Source organism: Mycobacterium sp. PDNC021, from assembly GCF_048282635.1.
GTDB classification, from domain to species: domain Bacteria; phylum Actinomycetota; class Actinomycetes; order Mycobacteriales; family Mycobacteriaceae; genus Mycobacterium; species Mycobacterium llatzerense.
On sequence record NZ_CP182502.1, the window covers coordinates 4334198 to 4349767 of the forward strand.

Annotated in this window: 15 protein-coding genes; 4 read left to right on the forward strand and 11 right to left on the reverse strand. The window is 66.8% G+C overall.

Features of this window, described 5'->3' with window-relative positions:
- Positions 1–40: 40 nt before the first annotated feature.
- The 4 genes from ACNO8X_RS20685 to ACNO8X_RS20700 are packed head-to-tail and all read right to left on the reverse strand — an operon-like array spanning position 41 to position 4229.
- Positions 41–1468: a DUF1254 domain-containing protein gene (locus ACNO8X_RS20685; protein ID WP_418002505.1), complete on the reverse strand. Its 1428-nt coding sequence runs from the start codon at positions 1466–1468 to the stop codon at positions 41–43.
- A complete protein-coding gene (locus tag ACNO8X_RS20690) occupies positions 1465–2340 on the reverse strand; it encodes an SDR family oxidoreductase (RefSeq protein WP_418002506.1) in 876 nt (291 codons plus the stop codon). Before ACNO8X_RS20690 ends, ACNO8X_RS20685 begins: the two co-directional genes overlap by 4 nt.
- 31 nt (positions 2341–2371) lie before the next feature.
- The gene (gene mshC, locus ACNO8X_RS20695; RefSeq protein ID WP_418002507.1) at positions 2372–3619 is read right to left on the reverse strand and encodes a cysteine--1-D-myo-inosityl 2-amino-2-deoxy-alpha-D-glucopyranoside ligase; all 1248 of its coding nucleotides are present in this window, start codon (positions 3617–3619) and stop codon (positions 2372–2374) included.
- A gap of 58 nt (positions 3620–3677) precedes the next feature.
- Positions 3678–4229 (reverse strand): nucleoside deaminase, encoded by a 552-nt coding sequence (locus ACNO8X_RS20700; RefSeq protein WP_418002508.1) that lies wholly within the window; start codon positions 4227–4229, stop codon positions 3678–3680.
- Positions 4230–4323: 94 nt separating this feature from the next.
- Between ACNO8X_RS20700 and ACNO8X_RS20705 the strand changes: the two genes are divergently transcribed.
- A complete protein-coding gene (locus ACNO8X_RS20705; protein WP_418002509.1) occupies positions 4324–4875 on the forward strand; it encodes a nucleotidyltransferase family protein in 552 nt (183 codons plus the stop codon).
- On the opposite strand, the gene ACNO8X_RS20710 is transcribed toward ACNO8X_RS20705, so the two are convergent.
- The 6 genes from ACNO8X_RS20710 to pucL are packed head-to-tail and all read right to left on the reverse strand — an operon-like array spanning position 4818 to position 12896.
- On the reverse strand, positions 4818–5999 hold the full coding sequence (locus ACNO8X_RS20710; RefSeq protein ID WP_418002510.1) for an XdhC family protein: 1182 nt from the start codon (positions 5997–5999) through the stop codon (positions 4818–4820). The genes ACNO8X_RS20705 and ACNO8X_RS20710 overlap by 58 nt on opposite strands.
- Positions 5966–6448, reverse strand: coding sequence for a nucleoside deaminase (locus ACNO8X_RS20715; RefSeq protein ID WP_418002511.1), 483 nt, complete (start codon positions 6446–6448; stop codon positions 5966–5968). The genes ACNO8X_RS20710 and ACNO8X_RS20715 overlap by 34 nt, the downstream gene beginning before the upstream one ends.
- A complete protein-coding gene (locus tag ACNO8X_RS20720; protein WP_418002512.1) occupies positions 6445–9183 on the reverse strand; it encodes a molybdopterin-dependent oxidoreductase in 2739 nt (912 codons plus the stop codon). The genes ACNO8X_RS20715 and ACNO8X_RS20720 overlap by 4 nt, the downstream gene beginning before the upstream one ends.
- Before the next feature lie 34 nt (positions 9184–9217).
- On the reverse strand, positions 9218–11143 hold the full coding sequence (gene uraD / locus ACNO8X_RS20725) for a 2-oxo-4-hydroxy-4-carboxy-5-ureidoimidazoline decarboxylase (protein ID WP_418002513.1): 1926 nt from the start codon (positions 11141–11143) through the stop codon (positions 9218–9220).
- Positions 11133–11960 carry an FAD binding domain-containing protein gene (locus ACNO8X_RS20730; protein ID WP_418002514.1) on the reverse strand — a complete coding sequence of 276 codons (828 nt, stop codon included), beginning with the start codon at positions 11958–11960 and terminating at the stop codon, positions 11133–11135. Before ACNO8X_RS20730 ends, uraD (ACNO8X_RS20725) begins: the two co-directional genes overlap by 11 nt.
- Before the next feature lie 39 nt (positions 11961–11999).
- The gene (pucL, locus tag ACNO8X_RS20735) at positions 12000–12896 is read right to left on the reverse strand and encodes a factor-independent urate hydroxylase (protein WP_418005981.1); all 897 of its coding nucleotides are present in this window, start codon (positions 12894–12896) and stop codon (positions 12000–12002) included.
- Between the two features lie 202 nt (positions 12897–13098).
- Here pucL and uraD (ACNO8X_RS20740) point away from each other — a divergent pair, with 202 nt between their 5' ends.
- From uraD (ACNO8X_RS20740) to ACNO8X_RS20750, 3 genes are read left to right on the forward strand one after another with little or no spacing between them, the layout of a single operon-like run.
- On the forward strand, positions 13099–13587 hold the full coding sequence (uraD, locus tag ACNO8X_RS20740; RefSeq protein WP_418002515.1) for a 2-oxo-4-hydroxy-4-carboxy-5-ureidoimidazoline decarboxylase: 489 nt from the start codon (positions 13099–13101) through the stop codon (positions 13585–13587).
- On the forward strand, positions 13584–13895 hold the full coding sequence (gene uraH, locus ACNO8X_RS20745) for a hydroxyisourate hydrolase (protein WP_418002516.1): 312 nt from the start codon (positions 13584–13586) through the stop codon (positions 13893–13895). Before uraD (ACNO8X_RS20740) ends, uraH begins: the two co-directional genes overlap by 4 nt.
- Positions 13895–14758, forward strand: a complete 864-nt coding sequence (locus ACNO8X_RS20750) for a MurR/RpiR family transcriptional regulator (protein WP_418002517.1) — start codon at positions 13895–13897, stop codon at positions 14756–14758. Before uraH ends, ACNO8X_RS20750 begins: the two co-directional genes overlap by 1 nt.
- Here the strand turns inward: ACNO8X_RS20750 and ACNO8X_RS20755 are convergent.
- Positions 14688–15479 carry a 3'(2'),5'-bisphosphate nucleotidase CysQ gene (locus ACNO8X_RS20755; protein ID WP_418002518.1) on the reverse strand — a complete coding sequence of 264 codons (792 nt, stop codon included), beginning with the start codon at positions 15477–15479 and terminating at the stop codon, positions 14688–14690. The genes ACNO8X_RS20750 and ACNO8X_RS20755 overlap by 71 nt on opposite strands.
- Between the last annotated feature and the right edge of the window lie 91 nt (positions 15480–15570).

A 15570-nucleotide genomic window follows, 5' to 3' on the forward strand; every position in this document is an offset into this window, starting at 1 on the left:
TCGGGCAAATGCGTGCAATAGATGGCCACTCGGCGAGGTTCTAAGCCCGAATTGGCTTGGGGGCCTTCCAGGTACCGTCGAGCGCTTCGGGTTTGGGCCAGTACAGCCGCATCGCGACCGAGAACGGCCCGGCCGGGGTGGGCAGCCAGTTGGCTTCGCGTGCGGGTCCCGGTGACTTGTTCTGCAGGTTCAGTGTGATGGCGCCGTCGGGGTCCTTGATCAGGGTGGGCAGCATGGCCGAGTTGATCAGGTACCGGTTGATGGGGTTGGACACCAGCAGACTCTGTGGCATCTCGTAGACCGTCGCCGACCAGAAGGCGTTGACCGGCGGCAGCTGCCCGGGGGCGAACCGCAGCGTGTAGTTGTTGGCACCGGTCAGCGGCGCGCCGGTGCTGTCGTTCGAGAACATCGGATAGATGGCCTCGGCCGCGGTGTTGCCGTAGATGCCGAGCACCGCCGCGGCCATCCGGTACAGGTAGTTGCCCTTGAGATCGCTTGCAGTACCGAACAATTGGGCCGACGTCACCTCACCGGTGTCGAGCTTGTCCTTTTTGAACGTCTCGAACGCGGCCCAGGCGTCGGCCATCCCGGCCTCGACGGCCTTGCGGTTCTCGGGCGTCAGCTTGTCGGCGCGGAAGGTGCCGTCGGGTCCGATGCCGATGGTGGCGAAGCGCTGCCGCATGACCTCCTCGGCGGGCTGCGCCGGCGCGAACTTCATTGCGAAGTTGAGGATTTCGAAGAATTTCGGTGACGTGCGCTCATCTTGCGCCGACAGCGGCGCGACGAAGTCGATGGGCGGTGCGGGCGGTGGCGGCGGCTGCTTCAGGAAGCCCGACAGCGGCGTCACCTGGTAGCCGGCCTGAATCTTCTTGACGTTCTCGATGTCGGCCGGCCCGAACAGCTGGGTGCGGTACAGCACGAACGCCAGCTCGGTGGAGCTGCGGATCACCCGCTCGATGCCCGGCGGCGTCGCACCATGCCAGTTCGGTCCGGCGAGCAGATAATTGCCGGCGCCGTTGCCGGTGGCGCGGCTGCCCACGTAGGCGATGTTGTAGGTGTAGCCGTCGATGAACTGCAGCGAGTAGTAGCGGCCCGCGTCGACCGCCGGGACGCTCAGCACCAGCGGCTCGGCGCGCAGATCGGCACCCAGGAAGGAGTACGGGGTGTCCGAGTTGGGCGTCTGGATCGCCTTGTCCTCCGGCGTGTAGACCCGCGCGGTGTTGTGGATCTGGTTCCAGGCACCCTTGTACTCCGGCCCGGCCTTGTCGGCGAAGTACGAGTACTGCACCCGATAGGTGTCGACCATCGGAAACCCGTACGTGTAAGCGGATTTCGCGATGGCCCGCACCTGCTCGGGCGTCGGGGGCTGCGGCGCCGAGGGTCCCGGCGACTCGCGGCCGGAGCAGCCGGTGGCCGACAGCAACATGGCGGCCAGGCAGAGGTATACGACGCCGACCCGCACGGTCATCCCTTGTCGAGTTGCTCGGCGTGAGCGCTGGACGAGCGGCCCAGGGCGGCGACCTCGGCGTCCATCCGGGGCAGCAGATCGGGCACGAACTTGGCCACCGGCACCTCACCGATGCGCGTCGCCAGCAGCGGCCGCAGCCAGCGCAGCCCGCCGACCCAGCCGGGGCAGTTCACCCGGGTCTTGCGTCCCTCGATACCGGCGACGAAGGCCTCGCCGCACTTGTCGACCGACGTCGTCTTGCTGATGGGCCACGGCAGCTTCGTCAACATCTCGGCGAACGTCGACAGGTCGGACTTGGAATCGCGAACCATGGCGGTGTCGATCCAGGACATGTGCGCCGATCCGACGTCGACGCCGCGGTAGCCGACCTCGAGACGCAGCGCGTTGGCGAAGTGCTCGACGGCCGCCTTGGAGGCGTTGTACGGCGCCAGACCCGGGGCCGCGGTGTACGCCGCCAGCGACGACACGATCAGCACGTAGCCGCGACGCTCGATGACCGACGGCAGCGTGGCGCGCACGGTGTGGAACACCCCGAGCACGTTGATGTCGAGCAGCCGCTTGAAGGCCTCGGGGTCGACCTGCAGCACCGAGCCGTAGGTGGCGATGCCGGCGTTCGCCATCACCACGTCGATACCGCCGAACCGCTCGACGGCCGCGTCGGCCGCCGCCTGCATGGACGACAGGTCGCGCACGTCGGCGACCACGGTCAGGACATCGTCACCGAGCGTGGCGGCGGTGGCGTCCAGCGCTGCCGCGTCGACGTCGGTAAGTACCAGCTTGGCGCCCTTCCGGTGCAACCGGCGGGCCACCTCGGCCCCGACCCCCGCAGCACCACCGGTGATGAAGACGACTTTTCCGTACACAGAACCCATGGTGGCAAAACGTACCCGCACAGGGAAGTGACTAGAGGGTCACCCCGAGCAGCGCGTCGACGGCGTCGGCCACCAACCGCGGCGAGGCCGGGTCGTGCCCGCCGTACTCGAGCGCGTCCGTCGACCACCCGTCAAGGGCGGCAAGGACTTTCGGGGTATCCAGATCGTCGGCGAGGTACCGGCGCACCCGGGCGAGCAGATCGGTGGCATCGGGCCCGGCGGGCAACGCGGTGGCCGCCCGCCAGCGCTGCAGCCGCTCCTGGGCGGTGCTGAGCACCTCGGGGCTCCAGAAGCGGTCGTCGCGGTAGTGCCCGGCCATCAGACCCAGCCGGATGGCACCCGGGTCGACACCGTCGGCCCGCAGTCGCGACACCAGCACCAGGTTGCCGCGGCTCTTGCTCATCTTGTGGCCGTCCCAGCCGATCATCCCGCCGTGCACGTAGTGCCGGGCGAAACGCCGCTCCCCCGTTACCGATTCGGCGTGTGCGGCGGAGAACTCGTGGTGCGGGAAGGTCAGGTCGCTGCCGCCGCCCTGGATGTCCAGGCCGGGGCCGACGCGGTTCAGCGCGATCGCGGCGCACTCGATGTGCCAGCCCGGCCGGCCCGCGCCGAAGGGCGACGGCCAACTCGGCTCGCCCGGTCGCTGCACCCGCCACAGCAGGGCGTCCAGCTGACTGGCCTTGCCGGTGCGGTCGGGGTCGCCGCCGCGTTCGCCGAACAGCGCCAGCATGGTGTCGCGGTCATAGCCGGACTCATAGCCGAACTGCGTGGTGGCGTCGGCCCGGTAATAAATGTCGGGGTACCCAGGCTCGTTGGGGTCGTCGACAACGTACGCCGCGCCGGAGGCCAGCAGCTTCTCGACGAGCTCGACGACCTCGGAGATCGACTCGATGGCGCCGACGTAGTCATGTGGCGGCAGCACCCGCAGCGCCGTCATGTCCTGCCGGAACAGCTCGGTCTCGCGGTCGCCGAGGGCACGCCAGTCGATGCCGTCGCGCTCGGCCCGCTCGAACAGCGGGTCGTCGACGTCGGTGACGTTCTGCACGTACTGCACGTCGTGACCGGCGTCGAGCCAGTACCGGTGCACCAGGTCGAAGGTCAGATAGGTGGCGGCGTGACCGAGGTGCGTGGCGTCGTACGGGGTGATCCCACAGACGTACATGGTGGCCTTCGGGCCAGCAGAGACCGGCCGGACCTGACGGTCGGCGGTGTCATAGAGCCGGAGTTCAGGGCCGCGGCCCGGCAGGTTCGGGACGCTGGGCGCCAGCCACGATCGCATGACATCGACTCTAACCGTCGCCATTTCCGCCCAACGATTCGATCATCCACTAGTTCGATCAGGCCAGCGGAATGTCGCTGCCCGGTTTCGACGCCTGATACTGCTCCGAGAGTTCTTGATACCGCCGCGCAATCCGCGCGATGCGATCGTGCAGGTCGCCGCGGCGCGGTTCCGGCTCGGCATCGGCAAGATCGCTGATCCCGTGAGCGGCCCAGAACGCATTGGTTCGTCGATAGCCGCCCGGATCCAGACCGAACAGCTCTTTCAGGATTCGCAGATCATGCGGAATCGCGAAGCTGTCGCGCGAATCCTCGTGGCTGAACAGGTAGTAGTAGTTGTCGAAACCGGCCCAGGTGATCGCCGACATGCACAGCGTGCAGGGCTCGTGGGTGCTGAGGAACAGCAGGTCACGCGTCGCCGGGCGGTCCGCGATCTCGTAGAACTGGTTGAGTGTGTTGACCTCGCCGTGGAAAAGGGGGTTGCGCGTTTCCGCGTTGGTCCCCGCCAGCACCAACGACAGATCCGTTTTACGCAGCAGCGCGGCCCCGAAGACCTTGTTACCCGCAGCGACGCCCTGCACGGTCAGCGGAAGGATGTCGGACTCGATCACGTCGAGCAGTCGCGGGACGAGCTCCATGTGAGTACTCCTCATCGGTGGTTCCTTCGGAGCGATTGGTTACGCCGGGGCCGGTATCGTCCGCACGGTGAGGCCGCCTGATCATCCCCGGGTTGCCGGGCTGTTGCTGGCCGCGGGCGCGGGCCGTCGATTCGGCATGCCGAAAGCCTTGGTGCCTGGGGCAATTGAGCACGCCGTCGAAGTGTTGTTCTCGGGTGGCTGCGCCTCTGTTGCCGTCGCTCTCGGCGCCGAATATGAGCGCGCCGCGGCGCTTGTGCCCGACACGGCGGCGACCATCGAGGTGGCGGGGTGGGAGGAAGGCATCGCGGCATCGCTGCGTGCGGGACTGGCGGCGATCGACGGTGAGGCCGCGCTGATTCATCTCATCGATCTGGCCGATGTCGGCCCGGGCGTCGTCTCGCGTTTGTGTGCCCTGGCGAATCGGGACCGGCTCGCCAGGGCGACCTACTCCGGCACGCCCGGGCATCCCGTCGTGATCGGCCGCCGCCACTGGAACCGGGTCAGTGCCGGCGCCCGCGGAGACCACGGCGCGCAGGAATACCTGAACAGCGTTGGCGTGCTTCATGTTCCCTGCGAGGATCTGGCGACGGGAACAGACACCGACATACCGGCCCGCTGATGAACATCGCCGTCGCGGTCACGCAGAGGAAGACCTGTTCCACCTTCACGCAGGCTGATGATTTCCGCCATGATCGCGATCGCGATCTCCTCGGGAGTTCGACCGCCCAGATCCAGTCCGATCGGAGAGGACAGCCGGGCCAGTTGCCTGTCGTCGATCCCCCGCTCGCGCAGCCGGGCCACCCGTTCGTCATGGGTTCTGCGCGAGCCCATCGCGCCGACGAAACCGATCTCGGGCAACGCCAGAGCCACCTCGAGTAGCGGCACGTCGAAGCGGTCGTCGTGCGTCAGAACGCAGATCGCGGTGCGCGCATCGACCAGCCCGGTAGCGGCCTGCTGCCTGAGATACCGATCGGGCCAGTCCACGACGACCTCGTCGGCCATGGGGAACCGGTCTTTCGTCGCGAATACCGGTCGCGCATCGCATACCGTCACGCGGTAGCCGACGAATGCTGCCGCGTGCGCGACAGCGGCGACGAAGTCGGTCGCGCCGAAGACGATCATCCGAGGTCGGGGTGCCAGTACGCGAGCGAAGACGAGGGCGCCGTCTGGGCCGGTGAGCGTACGGCTGGTGGTCAACGAGTCCGCGGCGCGCACCACAGCGTCGTCCAGCGAGCCGTCGCCAAGGCTGCCCTTCACCGACCGGTCGGCGATCACCAGGTGGCCACCGGGCCCACTACCCGACGGGGCCGGCTCGCCGGCGCTGACGAGCGTGGCCAGGACAGCGGTCTGACCCCGGTCGGCGACTTTTACCGCGAACTCGAGTTCCGCGACGTTCGACGGGCCGAAGCGCTCGACGAAGACATCGATTGTGCCGCCGCACAGCAGACCGACAGAGAACACCGACTCATCACCGGCGCCGTAGCTGACGAGCCGCGGCTCGCCCGAGGACAGCACCTCCAGCGCCAGCTCGTACACCTCGCTCTCTACGCAACCGCCGCTGATGGAGCCGACGACGCAGCCGTCGCCGGTCACGAGCATCGACGTACCGGGCCCGCGAGGCGTCGATCCACTGGCAGCGACCACCGCGCACAGCGCCACCGACTCACCGAGTCGGGTTCGGGCCAACAAATCGTCGATGACGTCCACGGTCAGTACTGAATCCGGTTGATGTTGCCGATCCACGTCGCGAACGGCAGGAATGACCGATCCAGGCGGTGCTGCTGGACGGGGACTTCCCAGTGCTCCCGAGGCTTGTCGAACAATTCGTAGAAGGCCCGGTCGTCGAATCCGCCGACGGCCGCGTCATGGCGGTCCGCCGCGAACACGATCCGATCGACCCTGGCCCACAAAGCCGCGGACAGGCACAGCGGGCAGGGTTCGCACGACGAGTAGAGCGTGTGCCCCGCAAGACTGAAGTTCCCGACCCGCTCGCAGGCGGCCCGGATCGCCATGACCTCGGCGTGCGCGGTCGGATCAAGGTTCTGCGTAACCCGGTTCTGCCCGGTGGAGACCAACTCACCGGCACCGACGACCACTGCACCGAACGGCCCGCCGCCGGCTTCGATATTGGCTGTCGCCAGGTCGATTGCGACGCCGAGCCACTTCGGATCGGTACCCGTGGATGCGTTCATTGCGGTGTTCCTTCCTGCGCCAGCCGCCAGACTCGATCCCTCGACATGGGGAGTTCGTAGGGACGCACGCCGAGGGCGCGACGAATCGCGTTGGACAGAGCGGGCGCCACGGGGTTGTACGGGGATTCGCTCATCGATTTCGCGCCGTAGGGCCCGAGGTCGTCGGCGGTCTCGGCGAACAGCACTGTCGTCGCCGGAATGTCGGCCATCTGGGGCACCCGATACGTGCGGAATGTGGGCGTCGACACCCGGCCGGATTCGTCGATCATGATCTCTTCGTAGAGCGCCGATCCGATGCCCTGGGCGACGCCGCCTTCAACCTGCCCCCGGCACTGGGCCGGATTGACGACGACGCCCGCGTCGGCGGCGTGCACCGACTGCAGAATCTTGACCGTCCCGGTCTCAGTATTGACCGCGACCCGGAATCCCTGCACGTTGAACGCGATCGAACGCAGTTCACCCGTTTCGGCGCCGGTCGTCTCGATGCCGTCGCCCACCCGATACTGCGCCGGCGCGGACGCGATGACGTCGCCGAAACGCACCAACCCGGTCGAAGTCTGCACCCCGTGTTCACCCAGCGCGCCGACTTCGCCGGTCAGCCGGAAGACCGTGTCCAGGATCAGTTCGTGCATGTTCGACGCCGCGGCGTACAACGCCTTACCAGCGACCGTGGTCCCCGCTGAGGCGAAGGCTCCCGTGTCGTAGTCGGCGGCGTCGGTATCGCCGTTGCACAGCGTGATCCGGTCCGGCGTGGTGGCCAGTGCGGTGGCGGCGATCTGAGTGTGGACCGTCGTGGTTCCGTTGCCGAATTCCACGGTCCCGATCCCCACCTCGTAGCCCCCGCTCGGGGTGAGCTGAACCTTGACCGCGGAGTAGTGGCCGCGCGGCGCCAGCGTGGCGATCGCCGACAACGCGATGCCCTCCCCTGTGCGCCACTGCGGCCCCGGCGGAACCTCATCGCCGTCGGCGCGAGACAGGGATTGTTCGACGAGGTCGAGGCATTGGTCGAGCCCGTAACTGCCGTAGATCAGGTCCGGTTCGGGTTCGGGATGGGCGATCAACAGGTCGTCGCCGTCGCGCACCATGTTCGTGCGACGAATGGTGAACGGGTCGATGCCCAGCTGCAGTGCCAGCTCATCGAGCGCGCTCTCGATCGCGAAGATCACCTGGCCGAGCCCATACCCGCGGAACGCGCCCGACGGCGGATTGTTGGTGTAGACGGCCTCGGCATCAACGCGCTTGACGGGGCATCGATAGACGGACACCGACTCCGCGCAAGCGTGGAACATGACGCCCGGCGAATGGTTTCCGTAGGCGCCGCCGTCGCTGAGCACGGCGATCTTCATCGCGGTCAACGTGCCATCGGAGCGGGCGCCGAGCGTGACGTCGACCCGCATGGGATGGCGATATGCAGTTGCGGTGAGCTCGTCGGTCCGCGACATCTCGTACGCGACCGGCCGCCCGGTGCGCAACACGGCGACCGCGACGAGGTCTTCGGTGAACATCTCCTGCTTGCCGCCGAAACCGCCACCGACCCGCGCGGTGTACACGCGAATCCGGTCCTCGGGCAGGTCGAGCAGGAGGCAGAGTTCCTTGCGAACCAGGAACGGAACCTGTGAGCTGGTGCGCAGGGTGAGCCGGCCGTCGTCGTCCAACCAGCCGATGGTGCCGTGGGTTTCCAGCTGCGCGTGCGTCACCCGCGCGGTCCGCCAGGTACCGCCGACGGTGACATCGGCGTCCGCCAGGGCCTCATCGACGTCGCCGCCGAAGCCTTCATGCATCGCCGCGATCACGTTGCGCGACGCGTCGGCGACACCGTCTTCGAGCGTCCGGTCCGGATGCAGCAGCGGCGCGCCCGCCGTCCTCGCAGCCTCCGGATCGAACACCGCGGGCAGCAACTCGTACTCGATCACGATGCGACTTGCCGCGTCTTGCGCGGCCGCGAGCGTGTCGGCGACCACGGCCGCGACCCGTTGTCCGATGAAACGGACGACCGGGTCGAACACGAGTGTGTCATCGGGGTCGTCGGTCCGGATCTCGTGGCGCGCAGTGGAAAAGCGCGGCGTTGCGACGTCAAGGTGCGTGAGGATCAGTTCGACCCCGGGCACCTGCTCGGCGGCCGCGGTATCGATCGCCAGAATTCGGGCGTGCGCATGGGGTGACCGCAGCACCGCGAGATGCAGCAGACCGGGCACATCGATGTCGAATGTGAAGGGCTCACACCCGGTGACGATTCGTCGGCCGGCGGGTGGCCGCAATGACTGTCCGATTGTCGGACCCGCAACGGCCACGCCGTCTCCGCTGCCCGTGATGGCCGCATGGATCGCCTCGCGAATCGGACGGTAGCCGGTGCAACGACACAGGTTGCCCTTCATCCGACGGTCGAGATCACCGAGGTCGTCCGGCTTGAGGGTGGCGGCGGTGACGATCATTCCGGCGGTACAGAAGCCGCATTGAAAGGCGAAGTTGTCGCAGAACGCACGCTGCATCGGATGGAGTTCAGCCCCGTCACCGAGCCCGGCAACTGTCGTGACCGAGCGGCCGCCCACCCGGGCGGCGGGGTAGATACAGGAATGCACCGGTACGCCGTCGAGGATGACCGCACACGCCCCGCAGTCGCCGGCGTCGCATCCCCTCTTGACGTCGAGGTGCCCGGTTTCCCGGAGCAGGGTGCGCAAGCACTGCCCCGGCCGAGCGTCGGCCTCGACGTCCTTGCCGTTGACATCAAATCTCATACGCACGCCATTGCGCGTCGCAACTGGCCTATGGTCATCGCGCGATCCGCAGGCGTCGGGCGGAGGCAATGGGATTCGCGTCGGCAACCAGATCGTCGAATCGCCACGCCGCGATGCGCGAAATCTCACTGAGCGCCGCCATGTGCTCGACCTGCGGGGAGTTCTCGAGCCGCCGCCAGCCGAGAGTCAGAATGTGTTCGCGACTTTCCAGATCGCGCAAGCAGATGATGAGGGGGAAGCCGAATTTGGCTTCGTAGGCAGCCGACAACTCGCTGAATTCCTCAGCCTCCTCCTCAGTGAGGCCATCGAGTCCCAGGTAGGCCAGATCGACTTTCGACACGTTGTGTTCCTGGGTCTCGGCCAGTCCCGGATACGCCTGCATCAACTGCATCTGCTCGTCGGGACTGGCCGCGAGCAGAGCGGTCTGGACGGCGGCCCGCAGGGCGAGGGTGTCGGCGAACGGACGTTGCGCGAAGGCGCGTTCGACCGGCCAAGCGAGGCCTTGGTACAGACAGGAGAAGGTCTTGACGAACTCGTCCTCCGTCATCTTGTTGACGGCATCGAGTCCGACCTCGCCGGTCCGGGGCGTGCCGGCAACCATCGGGCCGCGGTTCGGCCCGATGTGGAAGAAAACGATATTCAGGACGATCGCGGCGAGGGCGCCCAGCGTGATCCCTGAGCCACAGATGATCTGGGCCCACGTGGGAAAGCTGAATTTCAACAGCGGCTGGGCGGTGACGAGCATGCCCAGACCGAGTGCGGCGCCGACTATTACCGCGTTGCGATGGTCGTTGAAGTCAACCTTCGACAGGGTCTGGATGCCCACCACGGCCACCGTGGCGAACAGCGCCAGCGACGCCCCGCCGAGCACTGAGTGCGGGATCGCGGCCACGACAGCCGCGGCCTTGGGGAGATAGCCCAGCACGATCATGATGACACCGGCGGCCGCGACCACCCAGCGGCTCTTGACCTGCGTCAAGCGAACGAGCCCGACGTTCTCCGCGAAGCACGTGTAGGGGAACGAGTTGAGGACGCCGCCGATCGTGGTCGCCAAACCGTCGGCGCGCAATGCTCTGGCGATGTCGCCGGCACCGACCCGCTTGCCCACGATCTCGGCCGTCGCGAACACGTCACCTGTGGTTTCCACCGCGGTGATGATCATGACGACGATCATCGAGATGATCGCGGTGGCGCTGAATGTGGGCCAGCCGAAGTAGAACGGCGTGGTCACGCCGAGCCAGTGGGACGTACCTACCGCACTGAAATCGACATCCCCGAGCGACGCGGCGACCGCAGTGCCGATGACCAGCCCGGCCAGCACGGCGATCGTGGCGAGGAACCCGCGGAAGAGGCGCTGCATGACGACGATGATCAGCAGGGTGCCCGCGGCATACGCGAGGTCCTTGAGCGCCACATCCTTCTTCATCGCCTCGGTCGTCGTGCCGCCGACGATGTCATTGGCCGCGACGGGCAAGAGCGCGATTCCGATGATCGTGATGACCGATCCGGTGACGACCGGCGGGAAGAATCGCAGCAGCTTCGAGAAGTACGGCGCCATGAAAAAGGTGAAGAGTCCGGCGACGATCACCGACCCGTACACCGACAGCAGGCCGGGAACCCCCGACAAGCCGCCGGCTGTGCCGATCGCGATCATCGGGCTAACGGCCGCGAAGGTCACTCCCTGGATCAGCGGGAGTTTGACGCCCACTTTCCAGAACCCGACGGACTGGATGATCGTGGCGATGCCGCAGGTGAACAGGTCGGCATTGATGAGGTGGATCGTCTGCTCGGGCGAGAGCTTCAGGGCTCCGGCGACGATGATGGGAACCAGCACCGCGCCGGCATAGAACGCCAGCACGTGCTGCATCCCGTACACCGCGAGCTTGGGAATCGGCAGCACCTCGTCGACCGGATGCACCTTCTTGCGGGCGATCTCAGGCGTGGCGGTCTCAGTCGGCATTGCGCACCTCCAGGTGAGAACGAATTTCTGCGCGAACCTCCGTGGCCAGCACGCCGCTGACGCTCTGGCGCCAGTCCGCAGATCCGAGTGGGTCTGTGTAGTAGCCGGATGCAGCCAGAACGTCGGATCGGAGAGCTTCAGCGCCTGGCATCTCCGGATAGCGAAAGACCGTGGGCGCGAGCGTCGCGGCCGTGACGGTGAAGACTGCCGATCCGTCGTCGTCGCGGCGGCCGCTGACGACGGCACCGGAGCGCCCGTGCTCGGCCAGCGCGATGGTGCGAAGTGCGGCGGTGGCACGCAATGCCCTTTCGGGCAGATGCAACGCACGCATCACCTCGCCGCGGCCCAGCGAATTGGTGCCGTTCCCCGTGACCAGATCGGCGACCGGTTCCCATCGGGTCTGGCCGTCGGGAGTCCAGATCTCGGCCACCCCGTCGAGGGCAACGGCGAGCGACACCATCGACGCGGCCGCGAACGACCGGCAGATATTGCCGCCGACGGTGGCGACGTTCCAGATCTTGAACGATGCGAGCAAGGCGTTGGCGCACTCGCGGAAGAGGTGCTGAGCGGGCCAGTCTGGTCGGCGGGGGTAGCTCACGAGTTCAGCGATGGTGCACGTCGCCGCGATGCGCAGTCCGCCGTCGGTGGGCTCGATGGGGTGCCAGCCCATTGTCATGAGGTCGACGACGCCGGTGAGTTCGACCTGCGGTTCAGAGAACAGCCACGTCCCGCCGGCGACGAAGGATTCGCCATCCGCAAGGTGCAGATCGGCTTGCGATCGCGCGAATCGGTATCGGTTGACGGTGTTCAGGTCCATTGGGCTCCCCTCCTGCGGTCGCGCGGCGTGCAGTGTCGCTCAGCAGAAGTCCGGAATCGTGGTCCACGCCTGCGGCGCCTCGTCCGCGCCCTCGCGGGTGATGGTGGCTTGGATCAAGCCATACGGCCGGTCGGCGGCGTAGAAGACCTCGTTCGGGTTCTCCAGCCCGAACGGGCTGAGGTCGACCACGAAGTGGTGTTTGTTGGGACACGACAACTTGACTTCCGCGACCACATCGAACGTTTCGAGGATCGCCTTACCGATCTCGAACAGCGTCTGCTGCAATGCGAGCGAATGGACACTGGCGAAGGTGGTGAGCACGACGTCGGTGATGGCGTCGTGCAAGGCGTTGAAGTCGAGGTCAGTGCTCAGGTAGCGCCACCATGCGGTGATGGATGTGGCCATGATGCGGTCGTCGGTCTCGACGAGCGTGGTGTATTTGTCCCGGGGGAAGCCGTGGAACTCCGAGCCGGTGGACTTGAGCACGACGCAGTCCTTGATGCCCGACACCACCCACGTCGTGTCTCCGGCCATCTGGACGACGGTCGTTCGGACAAACTTGCCGGCTCGGACAAACGAGTGGTCGTGCGCCTTGCCGTCGACGACGATCCGTTCCCACGCGTACTCCTGCGCCTCCCAGCGGCCTCCGGTCACCCATTCGAAATCACCGACGAAGTGCCTGCCCAACGCAATCAGGAAATCCTCGGGTGACTTCACGCCCACTTCTTTGGCGTAGGCGTACACCGTGTTCTTCTGCGTGTCGGTCGCGACCACGTGCGAGTTGTCGCCTTCGTAATGGCAGGCGGTGAAGTCGCCCCGCAACTGGGAAGTGACGTTCAGATCGATGATGCGATGGACGGGGGTATCCCGCACGATACGGACGAGGCGGTTCTCCGCCTTGCCGTACTGATTCGATCCGAGGACGATGTCACCCACAGCCACTATTTCCCCCTGACACGCGATAAATGGCTCAACCCCTGCAACGTACGTTTCAGATTTTGTAGTGGCATCACCAATTCGTTTCAACCGTGTGACGAAGCATCAGATTCGGTAAGTCCGCCGCGGCGCCGACCTGGGCGTTAGTAGGTTGTAACAATTTCATCAGGAAGAAGCTCTGCTGCAACGCTAGATTCAGGCCATGGATCTTCAGACGTTCAACTCTGCGTCGCCTGAGGAAGCCGTAGAGGTGCTGCGCCCCTGCGCCGATATCCCGCCCTGGCTAAGCGCGGTTGTCGCGGCGCGACCATTTGCCAGTGTCGGCGAACTCGAAACGACCGCCGCACGCGCCGCTGCCGACTGGAACGCCGAAAGCCTGGATCAGGCGCTGGCCCAGCACCCCCGCATCGGAGAACGGGCCTGCGGAACGTCGGTCGAGTCCGACCTGTCCCGCGGCGAACAGCCGGCCATACCGGACGGGCTTGCGGCGACGCTGACCAAAGCCAACGCGGACTATGAGGCGAAGTTCGGGCGCATCTTCTTGATCCGTGCGAAGGGCCGCAGCCCAGCCGACATCTACGCCGCCCTGCGACACCGGCTGTCACTGAGCCGCGATGAGGAAGCCGTCATCGCCGTCGGCCAACTTCGTGAGATCGCGCTCCTGCGACTGTCGGAACGGGTGACGCCATGACGTCACTGTCCACCCATGTGCTCGACGCGGCTCGGGGAGAACCTGCCGCGGATCTCGCCGTCGTCGTGAGCCGAAGCAACGCGCAGGTAGCGGCCGCACACACCGACAGCGACGGCCGGATTCGTTTTGCCGTCGTGCTCGATCCCGGCGACTACCGGCTGCATTTCGCGACCGGCGCGTGGTTCGCCGGTACCGGTCGGGAGTCGTTCTACCCCAGCGTCGAATTGCACGTCACGATCGGCGAGGGACACACGCACGTCGCACTCCTGCTGAGCCCGTTCGCGTACACCACCTACCGAGGCAGCTGATGCGCCAGGACCCGCCGGACTCGCTGGAGGCGAGAATCACTAGCCGTTACGCGTCGATGAGCCCGCAGGAACGCCGCGCCGCCGACGTGCTGCTCGAGCACGCCGGCGATGCCTGTACCTATCACGCAAGCGAACTCGCCACCATGGCCGACGTGTCGAAGGCGACGTTCTCCCGGCTGGTGCGCACCCTGGAGTTCAGCAGCTTCGACGCCATGCGAGAACACCTGCGCGCGCTGCGGCGATCGGGCGTGCCCGTAACGGCCGAGGGCACGCCCGACGTCAGCGCGATCATCTCGCAGGACATCGCGAACCTGCACGCCATGCACGCCCAGCTGGATGAGGCAGTGGTCGAGGCCGTTGCGGAGAAGATCGCTGCCGCACGTCGCATCGCCGTCTGCGGCTATCGGAGCAGCCTGGCCGCGGCAACGGTGCTCAGGCTGAACCTCGCGCAGATGCGGCCTGATACCTGGCTGGCCCCCAGTTCGGGTCAGTCCGTCGCCGAAGACGTCGCGGACTTCGACGAGCACGACCTGCTCATCGCGATGTCGTTCCGACGCCACGGCCGGTGGGCCGGTGAACTCGTCGGATGGGCTGCCGAGTCCGGAATTCCGTTGGCGCTCTTCGCCGACGACCAACTTCGTTCGATCGCCGGTCGTGCCACGTGGTGGCTCGAATGCCCGAACGTCTCCCCCGGCGCCTTCGACAGTCACGCCGCCGTCATGAGCCTGGTCTCGGTCCTCTCCGATCGTGTTCTTGCCCTCATACCCGACGGGCCGCAACGCATCGACCGCGTCAACTCGGTCCACCAGACACTTGGCGCACCGCGTCCAGCAGCAGGTCGGCGAACTCGGGGCGGCACATGACGAAGTCCGGCAGGTACGGATCGGGCCGGTTGTATCGCAGCGGCGAGCCGTCCAGGCGCGACGCGAACAGCCCCGCCGCCTGCACCACGCCGGCCGGAGCGGCCGAGTCCCATTCCCATTGCCCGCCGGCGTGCACGTAGGCGTCGACGTCGCCGCGCACCACTGCCATCGCTTTGGCACCGGCCGAGCCGATGCCGACGAGCTCCATGTCGAGCACATCGCGCAGCCACCACACCACCGCCGGGGGCCGGTAGGTACTGGTGGCGACGCGGATGGGGCCGGGACGACGCGGCGGCGGGCCGATCACGGTGTCGGTGCGGTGCACCTCACCGTGTGCGGGCAGCGCGACGGCCGCGTCGGTGATGGACCCGTGCGGGCTGCCATCGCGCTGCCACAGCGCGATGTGAACGGCCCAGTCCGGCCGGCCCCGGCCGAATTCGCGGGTGCCGTCGACCGGATCGACGATCCACACCCGGTCCGAGCGCAGCCGGATCAGGTCGTCGGCGGCCTCCTCCGACAGGATGGCGTCGTCGGGGCGGGCCGTGCGCAGCCGATCGAGGATCAGAGTGTTGGCGTGCCGGTCGCCGGCCGCGCCGAGGGTGTACGGATCGTGGGAGCCGAGTCGGTCGCGCACCGACAGCAGGAACTCACCTGCCTCCTGCGCGACCTCGGCGGCCAGCGCGACATCGGAGCGCGCCCTGCCACTGTCCTCCATGCCCATGAGTATCACCGAGGCCGACGTCACAGCTGAAATCGCCTATTCACAGGCATGTTGCAGGCTGCTGGCAGGCCCTGCCGAAATACGCCTCATA

Bases quoted from the DNA above. Each gene is read 5' to 3' on its own strand.
- uraH (WP_418002516.1), top strand. From the start codon at position 13,584: ATGACGTCACTGTCCACCCATGTGCTCGACGCGGCTCGGGGAGAACCT.
- ACNO8X_RS20730 (WP_418002514.1), bottom strand. From the start codon at position 11,960: ATGGACCTGAACACCGTCAACCGATACCGATTCGCGCGATCGCAAGCC.
- mshC (WP_418002507.1), bottom strand. From the start codon at position 3,619: ATGCGATCGTGGCTGGCGCCCAGCGTCCCGAACCTGCCGGGCCGCGGC.
- ACNO8X_RS20720 (WP_418002512.1), bottom strand. From the start codon at position 9,183: ATGAGATTTGATGTCAACGGCAAGGACGTCGAGGCCGACGCTCGGCCG.
- uraD (WP_418002513.1), bottom strand. From the start codon at position 11,143: ATGCCGACTGAGACCGCCACGCCTGAGATCGCCCGCAAGAAGGTGCAT.
- ACNO8X_RS20750 (WP_418002517.1), top strand. From the start codon at position 13,895: ATGCGCCAGGACCCGCCGGACTCGCTGGAGGCGAGAATCACTAGCCGT.
- ACNO8X_RS20690 (WP_418002506.1), bottom strand. From the start codon at position 2,340: ATGGGTTCTGTGTACGGAAAAGTCGTCTTCATCACCGGTGGTGCTGCG.
- ACNO8X_RS20715 (WP_418002511.1), bottom strand. From the start codon at position 6,448: ATGAACGCATCCACGGGTACCGATCCGAAGTGGCTCGGCGTCGCAATC.
- ACNO8X_RS20755 (WP_418002518.1), bottom strand. From the start codon at position 15,479: ATGGGCATGGAGGACAGTGGCAGGGCGCGCTCCGATGTCGCGCTGGCC.
- uraD (WP_418002515.1), top strand. From the start codon at position 13,099: ATGGATCTTCAGACGTTCAACTCTGCGTCGCCTGAGGAAGCCGTAGAG.
- ACNO8X_RS20685 (WP_418002505.1), bottom strand. From the start codon at position 1,468: ATGACCGTGCGGGTCGGCGTCGTATACCTCTGCCTGGCCGCCATGTTG.